The sequence below is a fragment of the Alcaligenes parafaecalis genome, assembly GCF_026344135.1.
GTDB lineage: Bacteria > Pseudomonadota > Gammaproteobacteria > Burkholderiales > Burkholderiaceae_B > Alcaligenes > Alcaligenes parafaecalis.
This window is the reverse complement of sequence record NZ_JAPKNA010000001.1, coordinates 755,064-773,613: the sequence shown is the minus strand read 5'-3', so window position 1 is coordinate 773,613 and position 18,550 is coordinate 755,064. Positions and strand designations below refer to the sequence as shown.

The following is an 18,550-nucleotide window of genomic DNA, read 5'->3' as shown; positions in this document are numbered from 1 at the left end:
GCGAATGCTATATTTTTTTGTTTTTTTTGGGCTTGAGAAGTTGCAACAAAGTTTGAGTATGACGTGCATGACCATGCTAGGTCGAAAATCTCGCTAGCCTTTGGGCCGGGCCAAGAACACGTAGCGTTTGGTCACAAAAAACCGAGGAGAGGATCGGACACACTGTGAGGCCTTGGGTAAGGCAGGCTGGTGCTCATATGCTTGGGAGTGCTACCGCTTGGTGGGGATATGCATCAAGAGGGGCAGGATAATCGCTACCGCAGCATTCAGAATTAGCAAAGTACTCAAGTTAGTGAAGGCTAGTTCCTGAGGCCCCAGAATCAGGGAAGGAGTAGCCAGAGCGATAAAACTGCCTATGTGATTACCGGTGGTTTGCAATGCCATGAAACGGCCACGTTGAGCCTGATTCGGATAGCTGGCGCTATAGGCACTGGCGGATACTAAACGAATGTAGGTTCCAGCCATGAACAGGATCATGAATCCATGGGCGGTACCCCAGCCTATTGCCAGCAGAATTAGCGAGATAAGCAAAATCAGCGTACCCAGATCGGCCACCCGGGCCTCTCCCCATTTCTTGATGCCTATCGCGGATAGACGCGAGGCGAACAAAGCCGCAACGCCGCCCAGAATGAAAATGACTGGCATCTGTGTCAGTTGGGTGTCGTAACGTAGAGCGAGAGCTGGAATCAGCACCGGGATCAACAGAAGAGAACCAGCTTGGGCAATAGCAGGCAAACTCAGCCAGCGCCCTGCTCCTTTTCCCAAAGGATTGGGCTTTGCTTGTGCTGTCGTGTGTGGGCCAGAGGGCAGATAAAAATAGGCCAATACGCAGGCCAGCAAGCAAAGAACGGCCAGAACCAGCATGGCGATACGCCAACCAGCGTTCACGGCGATGAACAAAGTAGCGGGCATACCGACAACACTGACCAAGGCAAAGGCGCTGACCACAATGGCAATGGCGTCTGTGCGCTGCTCGGCATTCATGCCATTCAAAAGCAAGGTCATAGCCGCACTCATTAAAAACCCGCCTAATAAGCCTGCTCCCAGGCGCAGTACCAGAAATAAGGCAAAGTGCGAGCTAAGGGCTCCCAAGGCAGTCAACACGGCAAGAAAACACAGGGCCAGGAGCAGCAAGGGTTTCAAGGACAGCTTGGGCATCCAGCGCGCAGCCAGCACACCTGATAAGGCCGCGGCCCCCATATAGAGAGAGGCGGCATAGCCAGCATAGGCGGGTGGAACGTCAAAATCGACTGCCATCCAGACAAAGAGCGGAGTTAGCGCCACGAACTCCAGGGCGTGCACAAACTGGATAAAGGAGACGGCCCGAGCCCGTTGCTTGGGATGGGAAACTTCAGATTCAGACATGGTGATTGCCGTAAAGAAACAAGGTTCTAGGCTAGTTCTTCATGGTTTTGATATGTAGTCTCTATAATTTGAATATTGAGTTATCAAAATCGGGATTGTCTGATGAGCTCCCAGCTAAATCTGAATGCCTTGCGGGTGTTTGTACAAGTCGCTGAAAGTGGCAGTTTTACGGCGGCCGCTCAAGTGCTGGACTTGCCTACGTCTAACGTCAGCCGTTATGTAGCCCAATTGGAGCGGCAAGTGGGTCAGCGCTTGTTGGAACGCAGTTCCCGACAACTGCGTTTGACCAGCGTGGGCCAAGGTCTGTTCGACACGGTACAGCCCTGGTGGGGCGCCTTGAAGCAGGCGGAGCAGGATTTGCTGGATCAACGTACGCGTTTGTCGGGGCGTTTGCGGATTTGTATTCCCTCGGAAGTCGGCCCGGTTTTATTGGCGACGGTGTTGGCGGATTTTGCGGCGCAGCATCCGGACCTGGAATTGCATTGTCAGACCAATCTGGAAGGCCCCAAAGTGCTGACGCAAGATTTTGATCTGGCTTTATTGATGTGTCGTGGGGCTTTGGCCGATAGCAGCCTGGTGGTGCAGGAGCTTTGCTCCTTTGATTGTCAGGTTGTGGCTGCGCCCTCCTTGATTGAGCAGTACGGAATGCCTGCCACTCTGGAGGAGCTGGAGCAACTACCCTGCATTAGCACGGATACGGCGCTGGATGGTCAGGCCTGGCAGTTTGTATTGCCGGATGGGAAGTTTCAGATCTTGAGTGTTGCCAGCCGATTTCGGGTCAATAGCGGTTTATTGGCCGGTGCCGGAGCGGTGAAAGGATTGGGTTTTGCGATTTTAGGGCGGCAAAGCTGTCAAAAAGAGATTGAACAGGGGCGGCTGATCCCGGTTCCCCTGCCCTTACCTCCCGCGCCTTTACGCCTGGTGTTGGCTTATACACATAGACGACACTTGTCGAACTCGGCGCGTGCCTTGATTGAGTATTTGAAGAAGCAGCGGGATAGCTATGGCTTGCCAGGACTAAGCGCGGACTAAGATCAATATCTGCCACCTGCTAGTGATTTTCAGAAAGACTCTTGAGCAGGTGGTCTGGTCTGCGGTCTGACTTAAGTCATTTTGCGCAGTGGCAGTCGTCACTCACATACAGTGATCACATCAGGCAATGACAGCGGGTTTGACCATATCAATATGAGGAATGCCGTCCTCGTCGTACACATCGCCTACCGGCTCGAAGCCTAAGGACCCGTAGAACTTCTGCAAGTGTGCCTGGGCACCAATGCGTATTCCGGCACCGGGATAGCGATCTTCCGTAAAGCGAATTGCCTCTGCCACCAGGGCGTAGCCAATTTTCAGGCTTCTGAATTTTGCCAGGGTCAGGACTCTGCCTATAGCTGGCTGCTCGTATTTCAGGCCTGGCTCAACGACACGGGCGTACGCTGCCAGTTCGCCGTCCTTCAGTACGGAAAGATGCCAGGAATGTACATCCAGACCATCAGCTTCCTGATAGGCGCAGGCCTGCTCCACCACAAACACTGCCTCACGCGCCTGAATGATTGTGTACAGTTCCCGCGTGGACAGATCATCCAACTGCTTCCATTGAAAAACCAGATCCATCTCTACTTCCATGACGATAGTGATTTATTGACTGCGTATGGTAATCGTCTCAGCACGACTTGCAAGGACAAAAAGAGCAGCCCGAAGGCTGCTCTTTTTTTATCCTGCTGGCAAGAATTGCCAGCACCTTCGATCTTACAGGCTGTAGTACATGTCGAATTCAACCGGATGCGGAACCATACGCAGACGGGTGATTTCAGCTTGCTTGAGCTCGATGAAGGCATCCAGCATTTCATTGCTGAAAACACCGCCACGGGTCAGGAATTCGCGATCTTTGTCCAGCGACTCGATAGCTTGTTCCAGCGACACACAAACGGTTGGGATTTTTGCATCTTCTTCGGGTGGCAGATCGTACAAGTTCTTGTCGGCTGCATCGCCGGGGTGAATCTTGTTCTGCACACCGTCCAGACCGGCCATCATCAAGGCGGAGAAAGCCAGGTATGGGTTGGCCATTGGATCGGGGAAGCGGGCTTCCACACGACGTGCCTTGGGGTTGCTGACGTAGGGAATGCGGATCGAGGCCGAGCGGTTACGGGCGGAGTACGCCAGTTTGACCGGAGCTTCAAAGTGCGGAACCAGACGCTTGTAGGAGTTGGTCGTGGGGTTGGTGATGGCGTTCAGGGCACGGGCGTGCTTGATGATGCCGCCAATGTAGAACAGCGCGAACTCGGACAGACCGGCGTATTCGTTACCGGCAAACAAGTTCTGGCCGTCTTTCCAGATGGACTGGTGCACGTGCATGCCGGAACCGTTGTCACCGACCACAGGCTTGGGCATGAAAGTTGCCGTTTTGCCATAAACGTGAGCCACGTTATGGATGGTGTACTTCATGATCTGGTTCCAGTCTGCGCGTTCGACCAGGGTCGAGAAGCGAGTACCGATTTCCAATTGACCAGGAGCCGCCACTTCGTGGTGATGGATTTCAACAGGAACGCCCTGCTGTTCCAGCAGCAAACACATTTCGGAGCGCAGGTCTGCAAACGAATCCGTAGGCGAAACAGGAACGTAGCCGCCTTTGATGCCAGGACGGTGACCCAGGTTATTGCCATTGAGTTCCAGACCACGCGACCAGGGGGCTTCGTCAGAGCGAATCTTCACGAAGCTGCCCGACATGTCGTCGTTCCAGGTAATACCGTCGAACACGAAGAATTCTGGCTCGGGACCAAAGTAGGCGGTATCGCCCAAACCGCTGGAGCGCAGGTAGGCTTCAGCACGCTTGGCCAGCGAACGTGGGTCGCGGTCGTAACCTTTCAAATCGGAAGGCTCGACCACATCGCAGGTCAGAATCAGGGTGGGCTCTTCACGGAACGGGTCCATACGGGCGGTTTTCGCGTCCGGGATGAGCAACATGTCCGAGGCTTCAATTCCTTTCCAGCCAGGCAAGGAAGAGCCGTCAAAGGCGACACCAGACTCAAAGCGATCCTCGTCCACCGCGTGTGCAGGGGTGGTCAAGTGGTGCTCGCGGCCCAGGGTATCGGTAAAGCGGAAATCGACAAACGTGATTTCGCGTTCGGCGATGATCTTCAGAACATCTTCGGGGGAGGACATGGTTACTCCAGCGTCAATGACGTTAACAAAAAGAGGGGAGGAGTGGCGCGGATCATTGTGTAACCCACTAAGGCAGGTCTTAACCGCGCTTATCAGAATCGGGGCTGAATTAGATGCAAACAGGCCGGCATCGATAAAGTCGTTATGGCATAGGACTTACCAGAAATTAATTGTAGAGCAATTGTGCAGATGCACAATAAAAAATGTCTTAAATAAACAATTAAATGTCAGGAACCTTCATCAGGAAGGAATGCTTCCTGTAAATCATTTAGAAAGCGCCAGCCTAAATCCGTGGTCCGAATACGGATTGGATCGGACGCCAGCAAACCTTTTTCGATATTGCGCTTGATGACGGGCAGGATCTGCGTCAGGGGTACGCCGGTACGTTCCGGGAAGTACTGGGACGGGACACCCTCTTTCAGGCGCAGTACGTTCAGCATGAACTCAAAAGGCAAGTCTTTGGCTATGACACGGGCATTGTGGGCGTAATGGCTGCCATCGCGCTTGATGGCGTTCTGCATCCATTGCGCCGGGCTGCGGGTGGTCGCGGTACGGATAATGCGGTCGTGAAAGGACAGCTTGCCGTGAGCGCCCGGGCCTATGCCGATATAATCGCCAAACTCCCAGTAGTTCAGATTGTGGCGGCTATGACCGCCGCGCTTGCTGTAGGCCGAAATCTCGTACTGGTTCCAGCCACGGCTGGCGGTCAGCTCGATCAGGCGGTCCTGCATGGCGGCGCTATCGTCGTCATCGGGCAAGGCTGGCGGGTATTTCGCGAAGACAGTATTGGGTTCCAGCGTCAAATGGTAGAGCGACAAATGCTCGGTCTCATAGGACATGGCCTGCAAAATGTCCTGCTCCGATTGCGCAGGAGTCTGACCTGGCAAGGCGTACATGACGTCCAGATTGACGCGGTCCACAGCCTTCATGGCGGCTTCAATGGCCTGACGCGCTTGCTGGCTGTCGTGAATCCGGCCCAGGGCTTTCAGGGCCTCATCATTAAAGCTTTGAATCCCCAGAGAAATCCGGTTTACGCCACTTTGTGCAAAATCCATGAAGCGCGAGGCTTCCGAGGCGCCGGGATTGGCTTCCAGGGTGATTTCTGCATCGGGCAGCAAGTTCAGATGGGAGCGCAGCAAGGCCAGCATGCGGTCCAAGGCCTGGGCTGACAGCAGGCTGGGGGTGCCACCGCCAATAAAGACGGAAATAACCTGTCTGCCCCAGACCAGCGGCAAGGTCTGTTCCAGATCAGCTTGCAAGGCGTCCAGATACTCGTTTTCGGGCAGTTCTGCCGGTGCTTCGTGTGAGTTGAAGTCACAGTACGGGCACTTGCGCACACACCAGGGCACGTGCACGTAGACGGAAAGGGGCGGCAGGCTGGGCAATAGGGTTGCAGGTCCGGAACCCGGTCGGATGCGTACCTCGGGAGAGAAAACAGTCATGTTTTTACTCGTCGGCCAGGCGTGCCAGGATCGCTCGCATGGCTTGCGCACGATGGCTGTACTTGTTCTTCACTTCAGGCGAGAGCTGCGCAGCGGTTTGTTTGAGCTCAGGCAAGTAGAAATGCGGGTCGTAGCCAAAGCCGTTATCGCCTTCGGGCTGATCCTGAATCTCCCCTTCCCACACGCCTTCAATCACGATGGGCCGTGGGTCCTGGGCATGGCGCACATACACCAGAACGGCCACATAACAGGCGCGGCGGTCGCTTTGTCCTTGCAGGCGTTCTACCAGCAAGGCGTTATTGGCTGAATCGGACTTCTCGCCACCCCGTTCACGCGCTGCAAAGCGGGCGGAATAGACGCCGGGTGCTTCATCGAGCGCACGTACACAGAGGCCGGAGTCGTCGGCCAGGGCGGGCAAGCCGCTTAACTGGCTGGCGTGGCGCGCTTTGGCCAAGGCGTTTTCGATGAAAGTGGCAAAGGGTTCCTCGGCCTCGGGAATGTCCAACTGGCCTTGCGGAACCATGCTGATACCGGCCTGAGCCAAGATGGCCGAAAACTCTTTGAGCTTGCCGGCATTGTTGGAAGCCAGGACCACACGCTTGGATTCAGTGTTCATAAGTCGCTGCAGACGCTAAAGCGCCCTGTTCAGTAAAGATGGCAAGGCGCCGTGCCAGGCAGTGGATGCTGCGCGGGACGGCACGGCGTCCCAATAGCGGGTCTGTCCTGCTACCTGGCCGTGTGGCGTAGGTGGCAGGACAGACCCAATTCATAACAATCAGCCCTGCAAAGCTTGTTTTTGAGCTTGTATCAATTCGGCAATGCCCTGCTCGGCCAGATCCAGCAAGCGGTTCAGGGTAGGACGGGCAAAGGTTTGCCCTTCTGCGGTGCCCTGCACTTCGACCAGATTGCCACTGCCTGTCATGACGATATTCATGTCCACGCCGCAGGCAGAGTCTTCCAGATAATCCAGATCCAGCACGGGGTTGGATTCGTATACGCCGACCGAGACGGCGGCTAGCTGATCCAGAATGGGCGAGGCTTGCAGCTTGCCCTGCTCTTGCAGGCTGCGCACGGCCAGGCTGGCTGCTACCCAGGCGCCCGTGATGCTGGCGCAGCGGGTGCCGCCGTCGGCTTGCAGGACGTCGCAGTCAATGTGAATGGTGCGCTCACCCAGGGCCTTCAGATCGAAGACAGCACGCAGGCTGCGGCCGATCAGACGCTGGATTTCCTGGGTACGGCCATTTTGCTTGCCACGGGCCGCTTCGCGATCCGAGCGGGTGTGCGTAGAGCGAGGCAGCATGCCGTACTCCGCCGTGACCCAGCCCTGTTCCTTGCCTTTCAGAAAGGGAGGGACTTTGTCGAGCACGCTGGCATTGCACAGTACATGGGTTTCACCCAGACGGATCAACACCGAGCCTTCGGCGTGACGGGTAAAACCGGTCACCAGTTCGATAGGACGGCATTGTGCAGCGGATCGACCCGAGGGGCGTGCAATCGTAGCGGTTTCAGACAAGGCAAGGCTCCGGACAAAAATCAAAACGCCTATTGTACGCCTTGCGGCACGGGCCGGAGCGCAACACCCATGTCCATCCACTTATCGGCCTGACAGGTGAAAAGCAGGATTTGATGGCGTTGGGCAGCGTCATGAATAATGCGCTTCATGGCGCCCAGACGTTCGTTGTCGCTGTGGACCAGAACGTCATCCAGAATCAGCAACGTGGGACGTCCGGCCTGCTGCAATAAATCCGCATAGGCCAGGCGTGCGATCAGGCCAATTTGCTCGCGCGCACCAAAGCTCAAACCGTCGATATCGTCCGCCAGCCCTTGTCCGCTGTCGCGTTGCAGCCAGCGCGGAGCCAGATACTCGTCCAGCTCTACCCGTGCCTTGCCCAAGAGCAGGCGCAGATAGTGGTTGATGTGCTTTTGCAGAGGCTCGTGCAGCCTTTGGGTCAAGGTATTGCGCTGCTCGCGCAGTACGGACAGCAGCAGGCGCAAGGCGTCCACACGGCGCTCGTAGCTTGCACAGCGACGCTGGCAATCATTCAAGCGCAAAGAGGTCTGATCGATTTGTTCTTCCAGGCCTTGGGCACCGTGTGTTTCCAGGCGGGTCTGCACCAGTTGAGCGGCCAGACGGGCGTCGTTATAGCTTTGCTCTTGCTGTTGGGCGCTGCGTTCAAAACGCTGCAGATCCTGCTCCAGAACCGAGACGGACAAGGCGGCCAGTTCGGCTTCCAGCGCTTTCTGATCAGCCAGACGCTGCTCGCGTTGCAGACGTAGCTGGCCCCACTGCTGTTCACGCTCTTGCTGGGCTTGCTGGCGTTGCGGGTCAGCCCATTGCTGTTCCAGGCTTTGCGCTTCAGCCTGGGCCTGCTCCAGACGAGCCTGAGTGCGGGCGACGGTCTCGCGGGCGTCATGCCAGTCGCTCTCCAGCGCGCGATATTGCTGTTCCGCCAAGGCGGCGGTTTGCGCGATACGGCCCAGTTCCGTGGCTTCAATGGCCTTTCCACCGGGGCGCTGTGGGGCCACGCGCTGCTGGGCGGCCTGGACCAGGCCTTGTAAATGAGCTTTACCTTGGGGAGCCAGCGCCTTCATGGAGGTACGCAGCAGGCGATCCTGTTGTTCTTGCTCCCGGTACTGTTCGCGGCGACGCTCCAGTTCGTCCAGGTTTTTTCCGCCTAGCTGAGCCAGTGCTTGTGCGTAATCCTGCTGGGTTTGCGCCAGTTGTTGCTGCACTTTGCCCAGATCACGGCCACCAGGGATAATGCGTAGCTGACCCAGGCCCGGCAATTCAATCCGAGTGCTGGCGCTAAGGTGGGCGCGGTGTTGACCCTGAACAGGCTCGCCGTCCAGAAGCAGGCTGGCGCCTTCTTGCAGGTCAATCTGCAGTTCGGTGGAAATGGTTTCAAGCTGATGCTGCAGGCGCTGAATAAGCTGGTTTTGCTGGCGTAACTGCTCCAGAGCCTCGTCGCTGATTTTCAATTGGACCAAGGCCGCGCCGCACTGAGCCAACTGGGCTTCCAGCTTGCTCAGTTCTTCCAATTGCCCTTGTACCTGCTGCAATTGCTGCTGCGTCCCTTCAAAAGCCGCTTGCTCCTGAAACCATTGTTGCCAGGCACGAGCACGTTCCTGCTCTTGTTGGCTGGCCTCCTTATGGCTGCGGGCCTGTTCCAGACGCTGGCTAAGGCTGCTTAGAATGCCCTGCTCTTGCTCCAGTTTGGAGCCTAAGCTTGTGACCTGCCCCGCCCGCTGGCTACGTTGGCTGGCCCATTCCTGGTCGCGCTCACCGGCTTGTTGGTAGAGCTTTTCACGCTCTTCCAGCATGGTCAGGGCTTGTTGCAGCTCTTTGGCGCGCTCCTGCAGTTGGCGGGCTTGGGCCAGTTGAATCTGCACTTGCTTGGCCTGCTCACGCAGTTGTTCCCAAGGGCGACTGCTTTCTGCCTGGGCGATTTGCTGCCGTGCTTGCGCCAGTTCGTCTACCCACTGCTGATACTGCTGCAAAGCCGATTGTTGGCTTTGCAACTGTTCTTCCAGTTCTTTAGCTTCTTTTTGAGCGGCCAGCCAGACGCCGCGCGGCTGTCCTTGAGCCTGGGTCACATATTGGTCTAGCTGTTGCTGAGCCTGTTCAATCAGATAATCGCCGTCTGCACTTGTCAGATCAGCGATTTCACTGCCCAAGGCCTGCTGCAAGGTCCCGCTGGCGTGTTCAACCGAGCTGCGCAGGTCCTGACCCTGCCCTTGCTCGATCCACAACAGGCCCGGCACGCCCCAGTTACGGGCCTGACTGCTGCCTTTGGCGGCGTATTCAAAGCCCATCTGCTGGGCCAGGTATTGCTCGGCCTCGTCATTGTCCAGGTGCTGATTGCCGATATACAGGTCGCAGCGCTTGCGTTTGAAGAAGCGTTTGCTCAGGCGCATATCCTGGCCATTCAGGCTGAAATTCAGCTCGATTTCCGGTGCGGCCGAGGAATCGCCCCAGGGGAGAATTTTAGTCAGGGTCCCTGTGCCATATCGCTCAAAAAACACTGTACGCAAGGCTTCGGCCAGGGTGCTTTTACCGGCCTCGTTGGGAGCACTAATGATGTTCAGACCGGGATCCAGCTTGTCCAGCGCTACAGGCTGACGGAAACGCTTGAACTGCTCAACGCGCAGGGACTTAATGTGCATGACCACTTTCCTTATCGCGCAGCAAACCAGCCAGAATCAACAAGGCGTCTTCTGCCGCCTGCTGCTGGCTACCGTGACGCAGCTCCTGCAACTGTTTCAATGCGGCCTGCAAGTAGCCGTCGGCTTGCAAGGCATCCAGATCCTGTTCTGAAGGCGCCAGACGCAAGGCGTCGCGCTGGCAATCCCAGGCGCGGCAACGGGCCTGAGCCTGCCCCAACAGGCTATCCAGGCGCTCAAAACCGCTCAGGCTCAGTTGCCCGGAGAGTTCCAGTTCGACCACGCTTTGCTCGGCCATGGCGCTTAGCTCGCGCTCCAGCAGGTCCAGATCGGTGTCGTCATTCAAATGATGCTGGATGCTGCGCCAAGGGTGCTGCGCGACCGGCAAGGCTTGAACCACAGGTATCGCGCCGGGTGCACTGATTTCCACCAGCAAAGCCTGGCCGGAATCGTTGTCCCGGAAACGGTCCGGTTCAGGGGTGCCACTGTAATAGCAGCGATCGTTGATTTTGACCGTACCGTGCCAGTCGCCTAGCGCCAGATAGTCCAGACGGGCGCGTTGTACGCGGTTTTGGTCAATCAGGTTATGGCTGTCCAGATGCTCCAGCACGCCGCTGACGCTGCCATGGGCCAGGCCCAGACGCCAATAGCCTGCGGGGCTATCAGCCTGATCGAACCAGTCGCTCAGGTCTTGATAGGTCTGTCGTTGCGTCAAGGGCGCTGGCAAGATGGCTACTTTCAAGGCATCCAGCAGGAAAAGTTCCGGCGTATCAAGCACGTGTGCGTAATCGGGAATGCAGTTCAGACGCCGGGCACGGGTCCAGACGCTTTCACTCAGGGCGGCGTCGTGGTTGCCGGGCAGGAGCAGCCAGGGGCCGGTAAAACCCGCCATGGCATTGAAACTGCGGCGTAGATTACGGTCGCTCAAGGTTTGCGAATCGAACACATCACCTGCCACCATAATCAGGTCGGCACGGTGCTCGGTGGCCAGTGCGGCCAGTTTCTCGATGGCCTTGAAACGCGCCTCAGCCAAGGCGGCCGCGTCCTCCAGCTCGAAACGCGAGTACTGGCGACCTATTTGCCAATCGGCTGTATGCAAGATTCTTAGCATGACTGCCTGCCTTCAATGAAAAAAAATCGGCCCACATAGGCCTTGAATGCCTAAAGTATAGAGCTTTGCACGGGCTAGAGGAGCCGCCTAAACCAGGACAGCAGAGTACAATTGGCGGCTTTACTCCATTCTTAAAGTGACCCACCCATGATCCGTAGCATGACCGCGTTTGGCAGCGCCAAAGCCGAGTCCGAAGCAGGCTCCATCAATATCGAGATGCGCAGCGTCAATAACCGCTTTTTGGACCTGAATCTGCGTTTGCCCGAGGAACTGCGTTTCGCGGAAAATCTCTTGCGTGAGCTGGCTGCTCAAGGTGTGCAGCGCGGCAAGCTGGAGTTGCGGGTCAACTTTGCTCGTAGCGGCACGGATCAGCAGCGCAGTCTGGACATGGAGGCCGTGGAGCGCACGGCACAGATGTTGAAAGCCGCGCGTGTGGCTATTCCTGACCTGCCAGCCCCGGAATTGAGCACCTTGTTGAGTAATCAAAGTGGCAATAATTCCGGTATGGACCCGGAAGTCTGGTTGCCCATGATTAGCCAGGCGTTTGAGGCTGCTTTGCAGGATTTTCAGGCCACCCGTCAGCGTGAAGGTCAGCGCTTGGCCCAAGCCATGCTGGATATTCGCCAGGACATGAGCGCCATCGTCGATGAGGTCGAGCAACACCTGCCCTCTATCCTGAGCGAGCAAAAGAACAAGATCGCCACTCGTCTGCACGATGCCTTGCTGCAAGCCAGCCCGGACGGTTTTGCCCTGATTTCAGGCGAGGAGCTGTCCGCACGCGTCGCCCAGGAAGCCGCCGCCTTCTCCCTGCGTATCGATGTGGCTGAGGAAATCGCCCGCCTGCGCTCGCATTTGACGGAGCTGGAGCTGATTCTGAATGGCGATACCCAAGCCACACCCAACAAGAAAAGCACGCGCCAAGGCAGTACCGGCAAGCGTCTGGACTTCCTGTTCCAAGAGATGAACCGCGAAGCCAATACGCTGGGTTCCAAGGCAGGCAGCATGGACATGACGCGGGCCTCTATCGACCTGAAACTGTGTATTGAGCAGTTGCGCGAACAGACACAAAACATCGAGTAAAACCGGCCAAGGCCTTATTGCTTGCTATTTGTGCGTTTTTTTTCGTCAGCCTGTCTGGGCTAAAACGCACAAAACCTCCAGGTTTTACCTTGTTTTTCAAGAAGACCGTCTTGCTAGGCCAGGCGGTTTTTTTGTGCCTTTTTTCTGATAGGGCCAGAACAGGAGCCACCTGTTTTTTTGAAAAGTGGTCTAGTGAGGGAGGGAAATAAATACATACACTTTATAAGCTGCCTTAATATCTAAAAATAAATAGCCTTTTTTAAATAAAAAAATAAAACAGCTAATAAAAAATGATTTTTATAAATAATTAATCCGGTTCTTAAAAGCAAAGAGTAAAACTGTCGGTTTAAATAAATTCATACTTGATTATTTGCCTGCTAATTAGGCGGCTTGTTAGTTTTGTCCTGGGCTTTTCTCGGCAGACTGATGACAAACGTCATCTTTTTGACATTTATATTTCTGGTTTTAAAACGCGGGTTTTTCTGAGTACGCTCTTGACGTACTGCTTCCCTGCCCCACCGTTTTTCTGCTTTTTTTTTTGCTCGGCCATTCCCTTACAATAGCCAGCGCTGGGCTGCACTTAGGCGGCTTATTAAAGGACAAGAGACACATGAATTTCATTTTTCGTGGAAATGAAATATTGGTCAGCAGCCAAGAGGGGCAGGCCTTGATTCCCGCCCAACCCGCTCTGGATTTAGCGCCATCGCAATGGCATGCGCTTTTTTCCGGGGATGATTGCCAGGATTTTGCTTCTCATGTGACGGCACAGACCCAGGCCCCCGAAGGCTTTACCTTCCGCCCTTTGCGTGGCGTGCTGGCTCAGTTGGGTGAACAGGCCAGTATTGCGAATCGGGCCTTTCAGGTGTCGGAATGGGCGCGCAGCCACCGCTTCTGTGGCGTTTGTGGCTCGACCATGGAGCGCGTGAAGCATGAGCTGTGCTTTCGTTGCACGTCCTGTGGCTTTTCAGCCTACCCACGGATTTCTCCCGCCATGATGGTGCTGATTCGCGATAAGGATCGTATCTTGCTGGCCAGCCATTCGACCTATGCAACGGCCCGCTACACCGCGTTGGCTGGTTTTGTGGAGGCCGGTGAAAACCTGGAAGAAGCGATTCATCGCGAAGTTCTGGAGGAAGTGGGCCTGCGTGTGGACAATATCCGGTATTTCGGCAGCCAGTCCTGGCCTTTTCCGCATTCTTTGATGGTGGCCTATACCGCCGAGTACGCAGGTGGAGATATACGTGTTCAGGCTGACGAGATCAATGATGCCCGTTGGTTTGGTCCTGGCGATACCTTGCCCGATCTGCCCCATACCGATTCCATTGCTGGGCGCTTGATACGAGCCAATTTGCCAGGGCGCCCCGCAGAATAAATTCAGGCTTCAGGTCGCCAGATGGGTGGCGACATTGCGCAGCATGCGGCCCAGGTCCTCACGCTCATTCGGGTTGAGCACGGACAGGGCATCATCAATCATTTCCTTGGCGGCGGGCCAGACCTGCGCATAGCGCTCGCGGCCTGTTTCGCTAAGGTATACGCGCATGAAGCGGCTATCGGTTTCGTCCGCACGGCGCTGTACCAATTCGCGCTCCTGCATCTGATCAATGACCCGGCTCAAGACCGGCTGATGCACCACAATCGCTTTGGCAATTTCTCCAATGCTGCGCCCGTCTTTATCCCACAGGTATTGCAAGACCCGGAAATGCACATAGGTCATATTGTGCTCGCGCAGGGTGGTCGATCGCAGGGTTTGGTCCAGCTTGTAGATAATGTTGGCCATCTGGAAGGCCAGATTGGTTTCTACGCTGCTGTCGGGGATGGAGACGGGTGTTTTGCTCATAATGCCTTGGGAGAGTCAGTCCTGCGCTTGTCGCCCTATGAAAACAGGGCGACAAGCGGACCGTCAGTATACTAGCAGAGCTCTGCTTAGACGGTTCCCGTTGGCGTGTGGCTGGCAGCGCGGAAAATCTGCTCGTAGCTCCAGGGGTTGGCCATGGCCGAACGTACCACTTGGGTCCGTACCGCATCGGGCAAGGCGCTGATTTCGCCGTACAGACAGGACCACTTCTGGCAGTGCTCCACAATATCGCGCTCGCTACATTCCCACGCTTCCAGGGCCGCAGGAATGTCACGGGCGTCGTGCACCTGCTCCAGGAAACTTGCCAAAGCCAGACCATTTTGCATGGCCATGCCCCCACCCTGCCCCAGATTGGGTGGTTGTGCGTGTGCGGCATCACCCAAAATAGCCGTGCGGCCGCTGGACCAGGCTTTGCAACGCGTCACGCTGTAGCGACCCCAGCTTACGGGGCTATCAATACGTTCGATTAAATGTGCCCAATGGGGGAACAAGGCAGACCAATATTCCTTGTCGATCTGTGTATTGCTGGCGCGTATATCATCGTGCGGGCATGTCAGAGCCAGATAGGTCTGGGTTTCGCTGACTGGCGTAATCAATAAACGATGCAGGCCGTTCCAGTTCTCAATGTATTTCTGGGCGTCTTGCTCAGCGGTGTCGCCGGGCTTGCGATCTATCATGGTGCGCAAGGCACCTTCACGCGTTTGCTCGTGAATCAGCTCCAGGCCCAAAGATTGACGGATGCGTGACCAGATGCCATCAGCGCCGACCACCAGGTCAGCCCGCAGACGCTCTCCCGAAGCCAGCTGGACTTCACCACGCGCACTGGCACTAATGGCTTCGACATTTGTGCGAACTTTCACGCCTGCGCGCTTGCCCGCTTGCTCCAGAGACTTCAGCAGTTGCGAGCGCATCACGGTAATCAGACGACGATTCGCCGGTGTGGGGCCGCAATCGATGACTTCGTTGTTCAGATCGCGTTGCTCAAAGTGGCTACCGTAAAAAGCGCCTTCGATGGCTTGCTCGTAAGCGCCCAAGGCTTTCAGGACGCGCAGGCCGTTTTCCCAGATATAAATACCCGAGCCATTGGCGCGTAATTCCGATTGGCGCTCCAGCACGGTGACATCCCAGCCGCGTTGGGCCAGAGCGGCGGCCGTAGCCAAACCACCCAGACCACCACCCGCAATCAAGGCACTTAGTTTTTTCTCGGACATGATGCTTTCCTTAAACTTGCGCCCACAAAGGCAAAGAGTGATTGGTGTCCAGCACACGCTCGCCAGCCAGAGTCACATACCACTCGCTGAGCAAGCCATCGGGGTCACGCAGAAAGAAGGACCGTTTCCAAGGCAGATTTACATCATGCACAGGCGTGATGTTCTGTTTTTTCAAGCGCTCCAAAGTGTGCTCCAGATCCTGCACACTGGCCAGTTCAAAACTGCCATGAGAAAAGGAGGCCTGCTCGTCCTGCACCAGAATCAGGCTGTAGTCATAATTAGCCAGACCTGCACGCAAATACACCACCTGCTCGTCCTGATAGACCATTTCCAGTCCACCGACTTCGGTGTAGAAAACACGCATCGCATCCAGTTGAGCCGTACGCAAGACCGCATGGGTAACGCGACGTGGTTGTACGGGAGCATCAGCCACGGTTTCCAGAATGGGATCGGAATCGTAGCGGCCTTCGCTAAAGGGTTCCTGAGCTTCCGGGTCCCAGCGACTGGTCAGCAATTCCATCGGGCCGCCCAACACGCTGCGCCAGTCTTTAATGGTGTCGCAGTAGAACTCGTTGTAATTGCCATCAGGGTCAAACATGTAGACGCTATGGGCCACCTGGTGGTCCACCGTCATATCAATATCGCGGCCTTGTTCTTTGGCACGCTTCCAACCAGCGACCAGTTCAGCCTCGTTTTCCAGTTCCCAGGCCAAGTGATTCAAGCCGGGTGTCAGGCCGATCGTGCCGGGTAGCTGCAACAGGCCGTCGCGACCATAGCGGTTAACGCCTTTGGTGGTTTCCATCATGCCCAGATCGTGGGGGGTGTGGCCGGTGCCTAGAAAAGTCGCCACCAGATCAGGCTCGGTAAACTCCACTTTCAGGCCGCACACCTGGCTGTAAAAATCTTCGCCGCGTTGCAGTTCATCAACCCACAGATTGACGTGGCCCAGACGGCGGGGCTCAAAGCACGCGGTTTGGATGGAGTGGGAAGTTGCTTGTGTCATAGTCTCTCCTCCTTGGTATGACGGTTCATGGTCTGCAACACGGCTAGCGTCAATGCGCTGTCGCTTTGTTCCAGATCCATCAAGACATTGAAATGATTACGGTTTGGCACAGCCAGACTGTGTACGTAGCAGCCCGCCCGCTCGCATTGCCGGGCGTAGTGGCGGCTTTGTTCCTGCATGACGGCGGGTTCCAGTTCACCCCAGGCGACCAGCACGGGCGTGCGGGCGGCGGGGGGATACAGAGCCGGGCTGTAGCGTTGGGCTTGTTCTTCGTCCAGTTGCAGCCAGCCATTGACGGCGGTTTGCAAAATCGGATGCAAATCCATCACGCCGCTGATAATGCTGGCGCTGTGAATCAGACGCTGTTCACGTTGGGCATCGGCGGCCAACAACATGCCGCTTAAATGGCCTCCTGCCGAGCTGCCACTAATATGAATACGCTGCGAATCGCCATTGAACTGCGCGACGTTGGCGTGGACCCACTGCAAGGCGCGTTCACATTGCTCAATAATCTGCGGCAGGCGGTATTCCGGGGCCAGACCATAGTCCAGGCAAATTACCGTGGCACCGGCGGCATGCAGGCTTTGCGCCATCATGGCCGAGTCGTCCTTGGACAACATGCGCCAGTAGCCGCCGTGGATGAACAGATAAACCGGGGCACCGGCTTGGCTGGCTTCATAAACGTCCAGCTTTTCTGTCGGATCATCGCCATAGGCATGAGTGCTAAAACAGGAGCCCAAGGCAGTACGGGCGCGTTCACTGGCATGCTTGTAGGTGGCCATTTCAGCATCAAAGTCCGAGACCGAGGCCTGGAGCCGGTATTGCTCCAGGTCGGCTGGATCGAAAACAAGTTTGTTCATTGCTTTACTCCGCCTGCGCCAAAGACAAGCGGTTCAACATGAGGAAACCGATGAAAACCAGCACTTCCACCGCCAGGAAGCTGCCAAAGGCCCAGACGTAGGAGCCGGTCAGGCTCAGTAACAGGCCCAGCAAGGACGGCGCGACAAAGGTAGCGAACACACCGCCCATCTCGGCGTAGCCAGCGGCGCAAGGACCGAGGTTCACGCCATAGCGTTCACCCACATAGCTGAAAATGGCCCCGCCATGAAACACCCCTACGCCGCACAGAATGGCCACAATCAGCAAGCCGCTATAGGGCAAGGCCTGCCAAGCAACCAGAACACAGGCGCTAGCCGCCAGAATGGTTAACCACATTCCCACACGCATCACACCAACACGGGTGAAGCGATCGCTGACGTAACCGCCCAGAATCAGGAAAAAGACTTGGGACAAGCCCATGATGGTGCCGAACAAGGGAGCCTGTTCAGGGGCCATTTTCTGCACATCAATCAAGGCAGGAATCAGCCAGGTTGCGGTTGCCGCTACCGAGAACAAGGCACCAAAAATCGCCAGAATGCCAACCCAGATCCAGGGGCGTGCAGCAATGGAGCGCAACACACCTGCATCGGTTTTGATCTTGTCGTGAGGATCTTGATAAGGGCCGGGACGGACGACCAATTGCGTGATCAAACAGGCACTTAAGGTCAGGCCACCGAGCACCAGGAAGAAAGCGCGCCAGCCATGGTCCATGGCGTAAGGCAGCCCCAAGGCAAAGTCCAGGGTAATCGCCAGTGAATACGCGGCCAGAATGATGCCCAGGACCAGGCCCTGACGACGTGGTGCAAACCATTGCATGACGATTTTCATGGACCCGACCCACACCGCAGAGTCAAAAAAGCCCACGACCAGACGCAGCAAAAATAACTGGGTGAAATCCTGTGCCTGGGTTTGCAAAAGCATCAGCAAACCGCTGCCGCCCAATCCAATCAGATACAGACGGGCCGAGTTCATGGAGCGACCGCGTGGTGCCCAGAACAACATGCCCAAGGCGAACGAAACCCCAAAAGCCCCCTGCACCAGCCCGGCTTGTGCGGGACTTAGCGACAGGTCTGCCGACACAATCTTGATAACGGCAGCAAAGCCGTAAAAGTCGGCTGCCAGGCACATTTCGCCCATCACAGCCATCAGCAACATTAACAAGGCAATTGCGCCGCGTGGCTTGGCCTTGTCGAGCGGAGTGCCCATAACCCCCTGTTCCACCATGTCATCCTCTCCTTTGGAAAAATGTTCAAGCTGAGTGTTTGTGAGGCACACTCTTCGATT

General features: G+C 56.2%; 16 protein-coding genes. 3 read left to right on the top strand and 13 right to left on the bottom strand.

What is annotated here, in order from left to right:
* Nucleotides 1-210 precede the first annotated feature (210 nt).
* Nucleotides 211-1,365 (bottom strand): MFS transporter, encoded by a 1,155-nt coding sequence (locus OSH09_RS03585; protein WP_266120187.1) that lies wholly within the window; start codon nt 1,363-1,365, stop codon nt 211-213.
* Between the two features lie 102 nt (nt 1,366-1,467).
* Between OSH09_RS03585 and OSH09_RS03580 the strand changes: the two genes are divergently transcribed.
* The gene (locus OSH09_RS03580; RefSeq protein WP_266120186.1) at nt 1,468-2,397 is read left to right on the top strand and encodes a LysR family transcriptional regulator; all 930 of its coding nucleotides are present in this window, start codon (nt 1,468-1,470) and stop codon (nt 2,395-2,397) included.
* Between the two features lie 120 nt (nt 2,398-2,517).
* On the opposite strand, the gene OSH09_RS03575 is transcribed toward OSH09_RS03580, so the two are convergent.
* The 7 genes from OSH09_RS03575 to OSH09_RS03545 form a co-directional block, all read right to left on the bottom strand.
* Nucleotides 2,518-2,976 (bottom strand): GNAT family N-acetyltransferase, encoded by a 459-nt coding sequence (locus OSH09_RS03575; RefSeq protein WP_266120185.1) that lies wholly within the window; start codon nt 2,974-2,976, stop codon nt 2,518-2,520.
* A 135-nt stretch (nt 2,977-3,111) separates the two neighbouring features.
* A complete protein-coding gene (gene glnA, locus OSH09_RS03570) occupies nt 3,112-4,524 on the bottom strand; it encodes a type I glutamate--ammonia ligase (RefSeq protein ID WP_207874793.1) in 1,413 nt (470 codons plus the stop codon).
* A gap of 227 nt (nt 4,525-4,751) precedes the next feature.
* Nucleotides 4,752-5,966 (bottom strand): radical SAM family heme chaperone HemW, encoded by a 1,215-nt coding sequence (hemW, locus tag OSH09_RS03565; RefSeq protein ID WP_266120184.1) that lies wholly within the window; start codon nt 5,964-5,966, stop codon nt 4,752-4,754.
* Nucleotides 5,967-5,970: 4 nt separating this feature from the next.
* Nucleotides 5,971-6,582, bottom strand: coding sequence for an RdgB/HAM1 family non-canonical purine NTP pyrophosphatase (rdgB, locus tag OSH09_RS03560; protein ID WP_266120183.1), 612 nt, complete (start codon nt 6,580-6,582; stop codon nt 5,971-5,973).
* A gap of 159 nt (nt 6,583-6,741) precedes the next feature.
* Nucleotides 6,742-7,479 carry a ribonuclease PH gene (rph, locus tag OSH09_RS03555; protein WP_266120182.1) on the bottom strand — a complete coding sequence of 246 codons (738 nt, stop codon included), beginning with the start codon at nt 7,477-7,479 and terminating at the stop codon, nt 6,742-6,744.
* Nucleotides 7,480-7,508: 29 nt separating this feature from the next.
* Nucleotides 7,509-10,130 carry an AAA family ATPase gene (locus tag OSH09_RS03550; protein WP_266120181.1) on the bottom strand — a complete coding sequence of 874 codons (2,622 nt, stop codon included), beginning with the start codon at nt 10,128-10,130 and terminating at the stop codon, nt 7,509-7,511.
* Entirely contained in the window at nt 10,120-11,238 is a 1,119-nt protein-coding gene (locus OSH09_RS03545) for a metallophosphoesterase family protein (protein ID WP_266120179.1), read from the bottom strand. Before OSH09_RS03545 ends, OSH09_RS03550 begins: the two co-directional genes overlap by 11 nt.
* 147 nt (nt 11,239-11,385) lie before the next feature.
* On the opposite strand from OSH09_RS03545, the gene OSH09_RS03540 reads away from it, so the two are divergent.
* The gene (locus OSH09_RS03540; protein ID WP_222668076.1) at nt 11,386-12,318 is read left to right on the top strand and encodes a YicC/YloC family endoribonuclease; all 933 of its coding nucleotides are present in this window, start codon (nt 11,386-11,388) and stop codon (nt 12,316-12,318) included.
* A 610-nt stretch (nt 12,319-12,928) separates the two neighbouring features.
* Complete coding sequence (gene nudC, locus OSH09_RS03535; RefSeq protein WP_207874783.1) at nt 12,929-13,690, top strand: NAD(+) diphosphatase; 762 nt, start codon at nt 12,929-12,931, stop codon at nt 13,688-13,690.
* Between the two features lie 9 nt (nt 13,691-13,699).
* On the opposite strand, the gene OSH09_RS03530 is transcribed toward nudC, so the two are convergent.
* The 5 genes from OSH09_RS03530 to OSH09_RS03510 all read right to left on the bottom strand — a co-directional run bounded on the left by OSH09_RS03530 (nt 13,700) and on the right by OSH09_RS03510 (nt 18,490).
* A complete protein-coding gene (locus OSH09_RS03530; RefSeq protein WP_207874781.1) occupies nt 13,700-14,155 on the bottom strand; it encodes a MarR family winged helix-turn-helix transcriptional regulator in 456 nt (151 codons plus the stop codon).
* An 86-nt stretch (nt 14,156-14,241) separates the two neighbouring features.
* Nucleotides 14,242-15,384, bottom strand: coding sequence for an FAD-dependent oxidoreductase (locus OSH09_RS03525; RefSeq protein ID WP_266120178.1), 1,143 nt, complete (start codon nt 15,382-15,384; stop codon nt 14,242-14,244).
* A gap of 10 nt (nt 15,385-15,394) precedes the next feature.
* Nucleotides 15,395-16,387 carry a VOC family protein gene (locus tag OSH09_RS03520; protein ID WP_266120177.1) on the bottom strand — a complete coding sequence of 331 codons (993 nt, stop codon included), beginning with the start codon at nt 16,385-16,387 and terminating at the stop codon, nt 15,395-15,397.
* A complete protein-coding gene (locus tag OSH09_RS03515) occupies nt 16,384-17,247 on the bottom strand; it encodes an alpha/beta hydrolase (RefSeq protein WP_266120176.1) in 864 nt (287 codons plus the stop codon). Before OSH09_RS03515 ends, OSH09_RS03520 begins: the two co-directional genes overlap by 4 nt.
* Before the next feature lie 4 nt (nt 17,248-17,251).
* Nucleotides 17,252-18,490 (bottom strand): MFS transporter, encoded by a 1,239-nt coding sequence (locus OSH09_RS03510; protein ID WP_266120175.1) that lies wholly within the window; start codon nt 18,488-18,490, stop codon nt 17,252-17,254.
* Nucleotides 18,491-18,550: the final 60 nt, after the last annotated feature.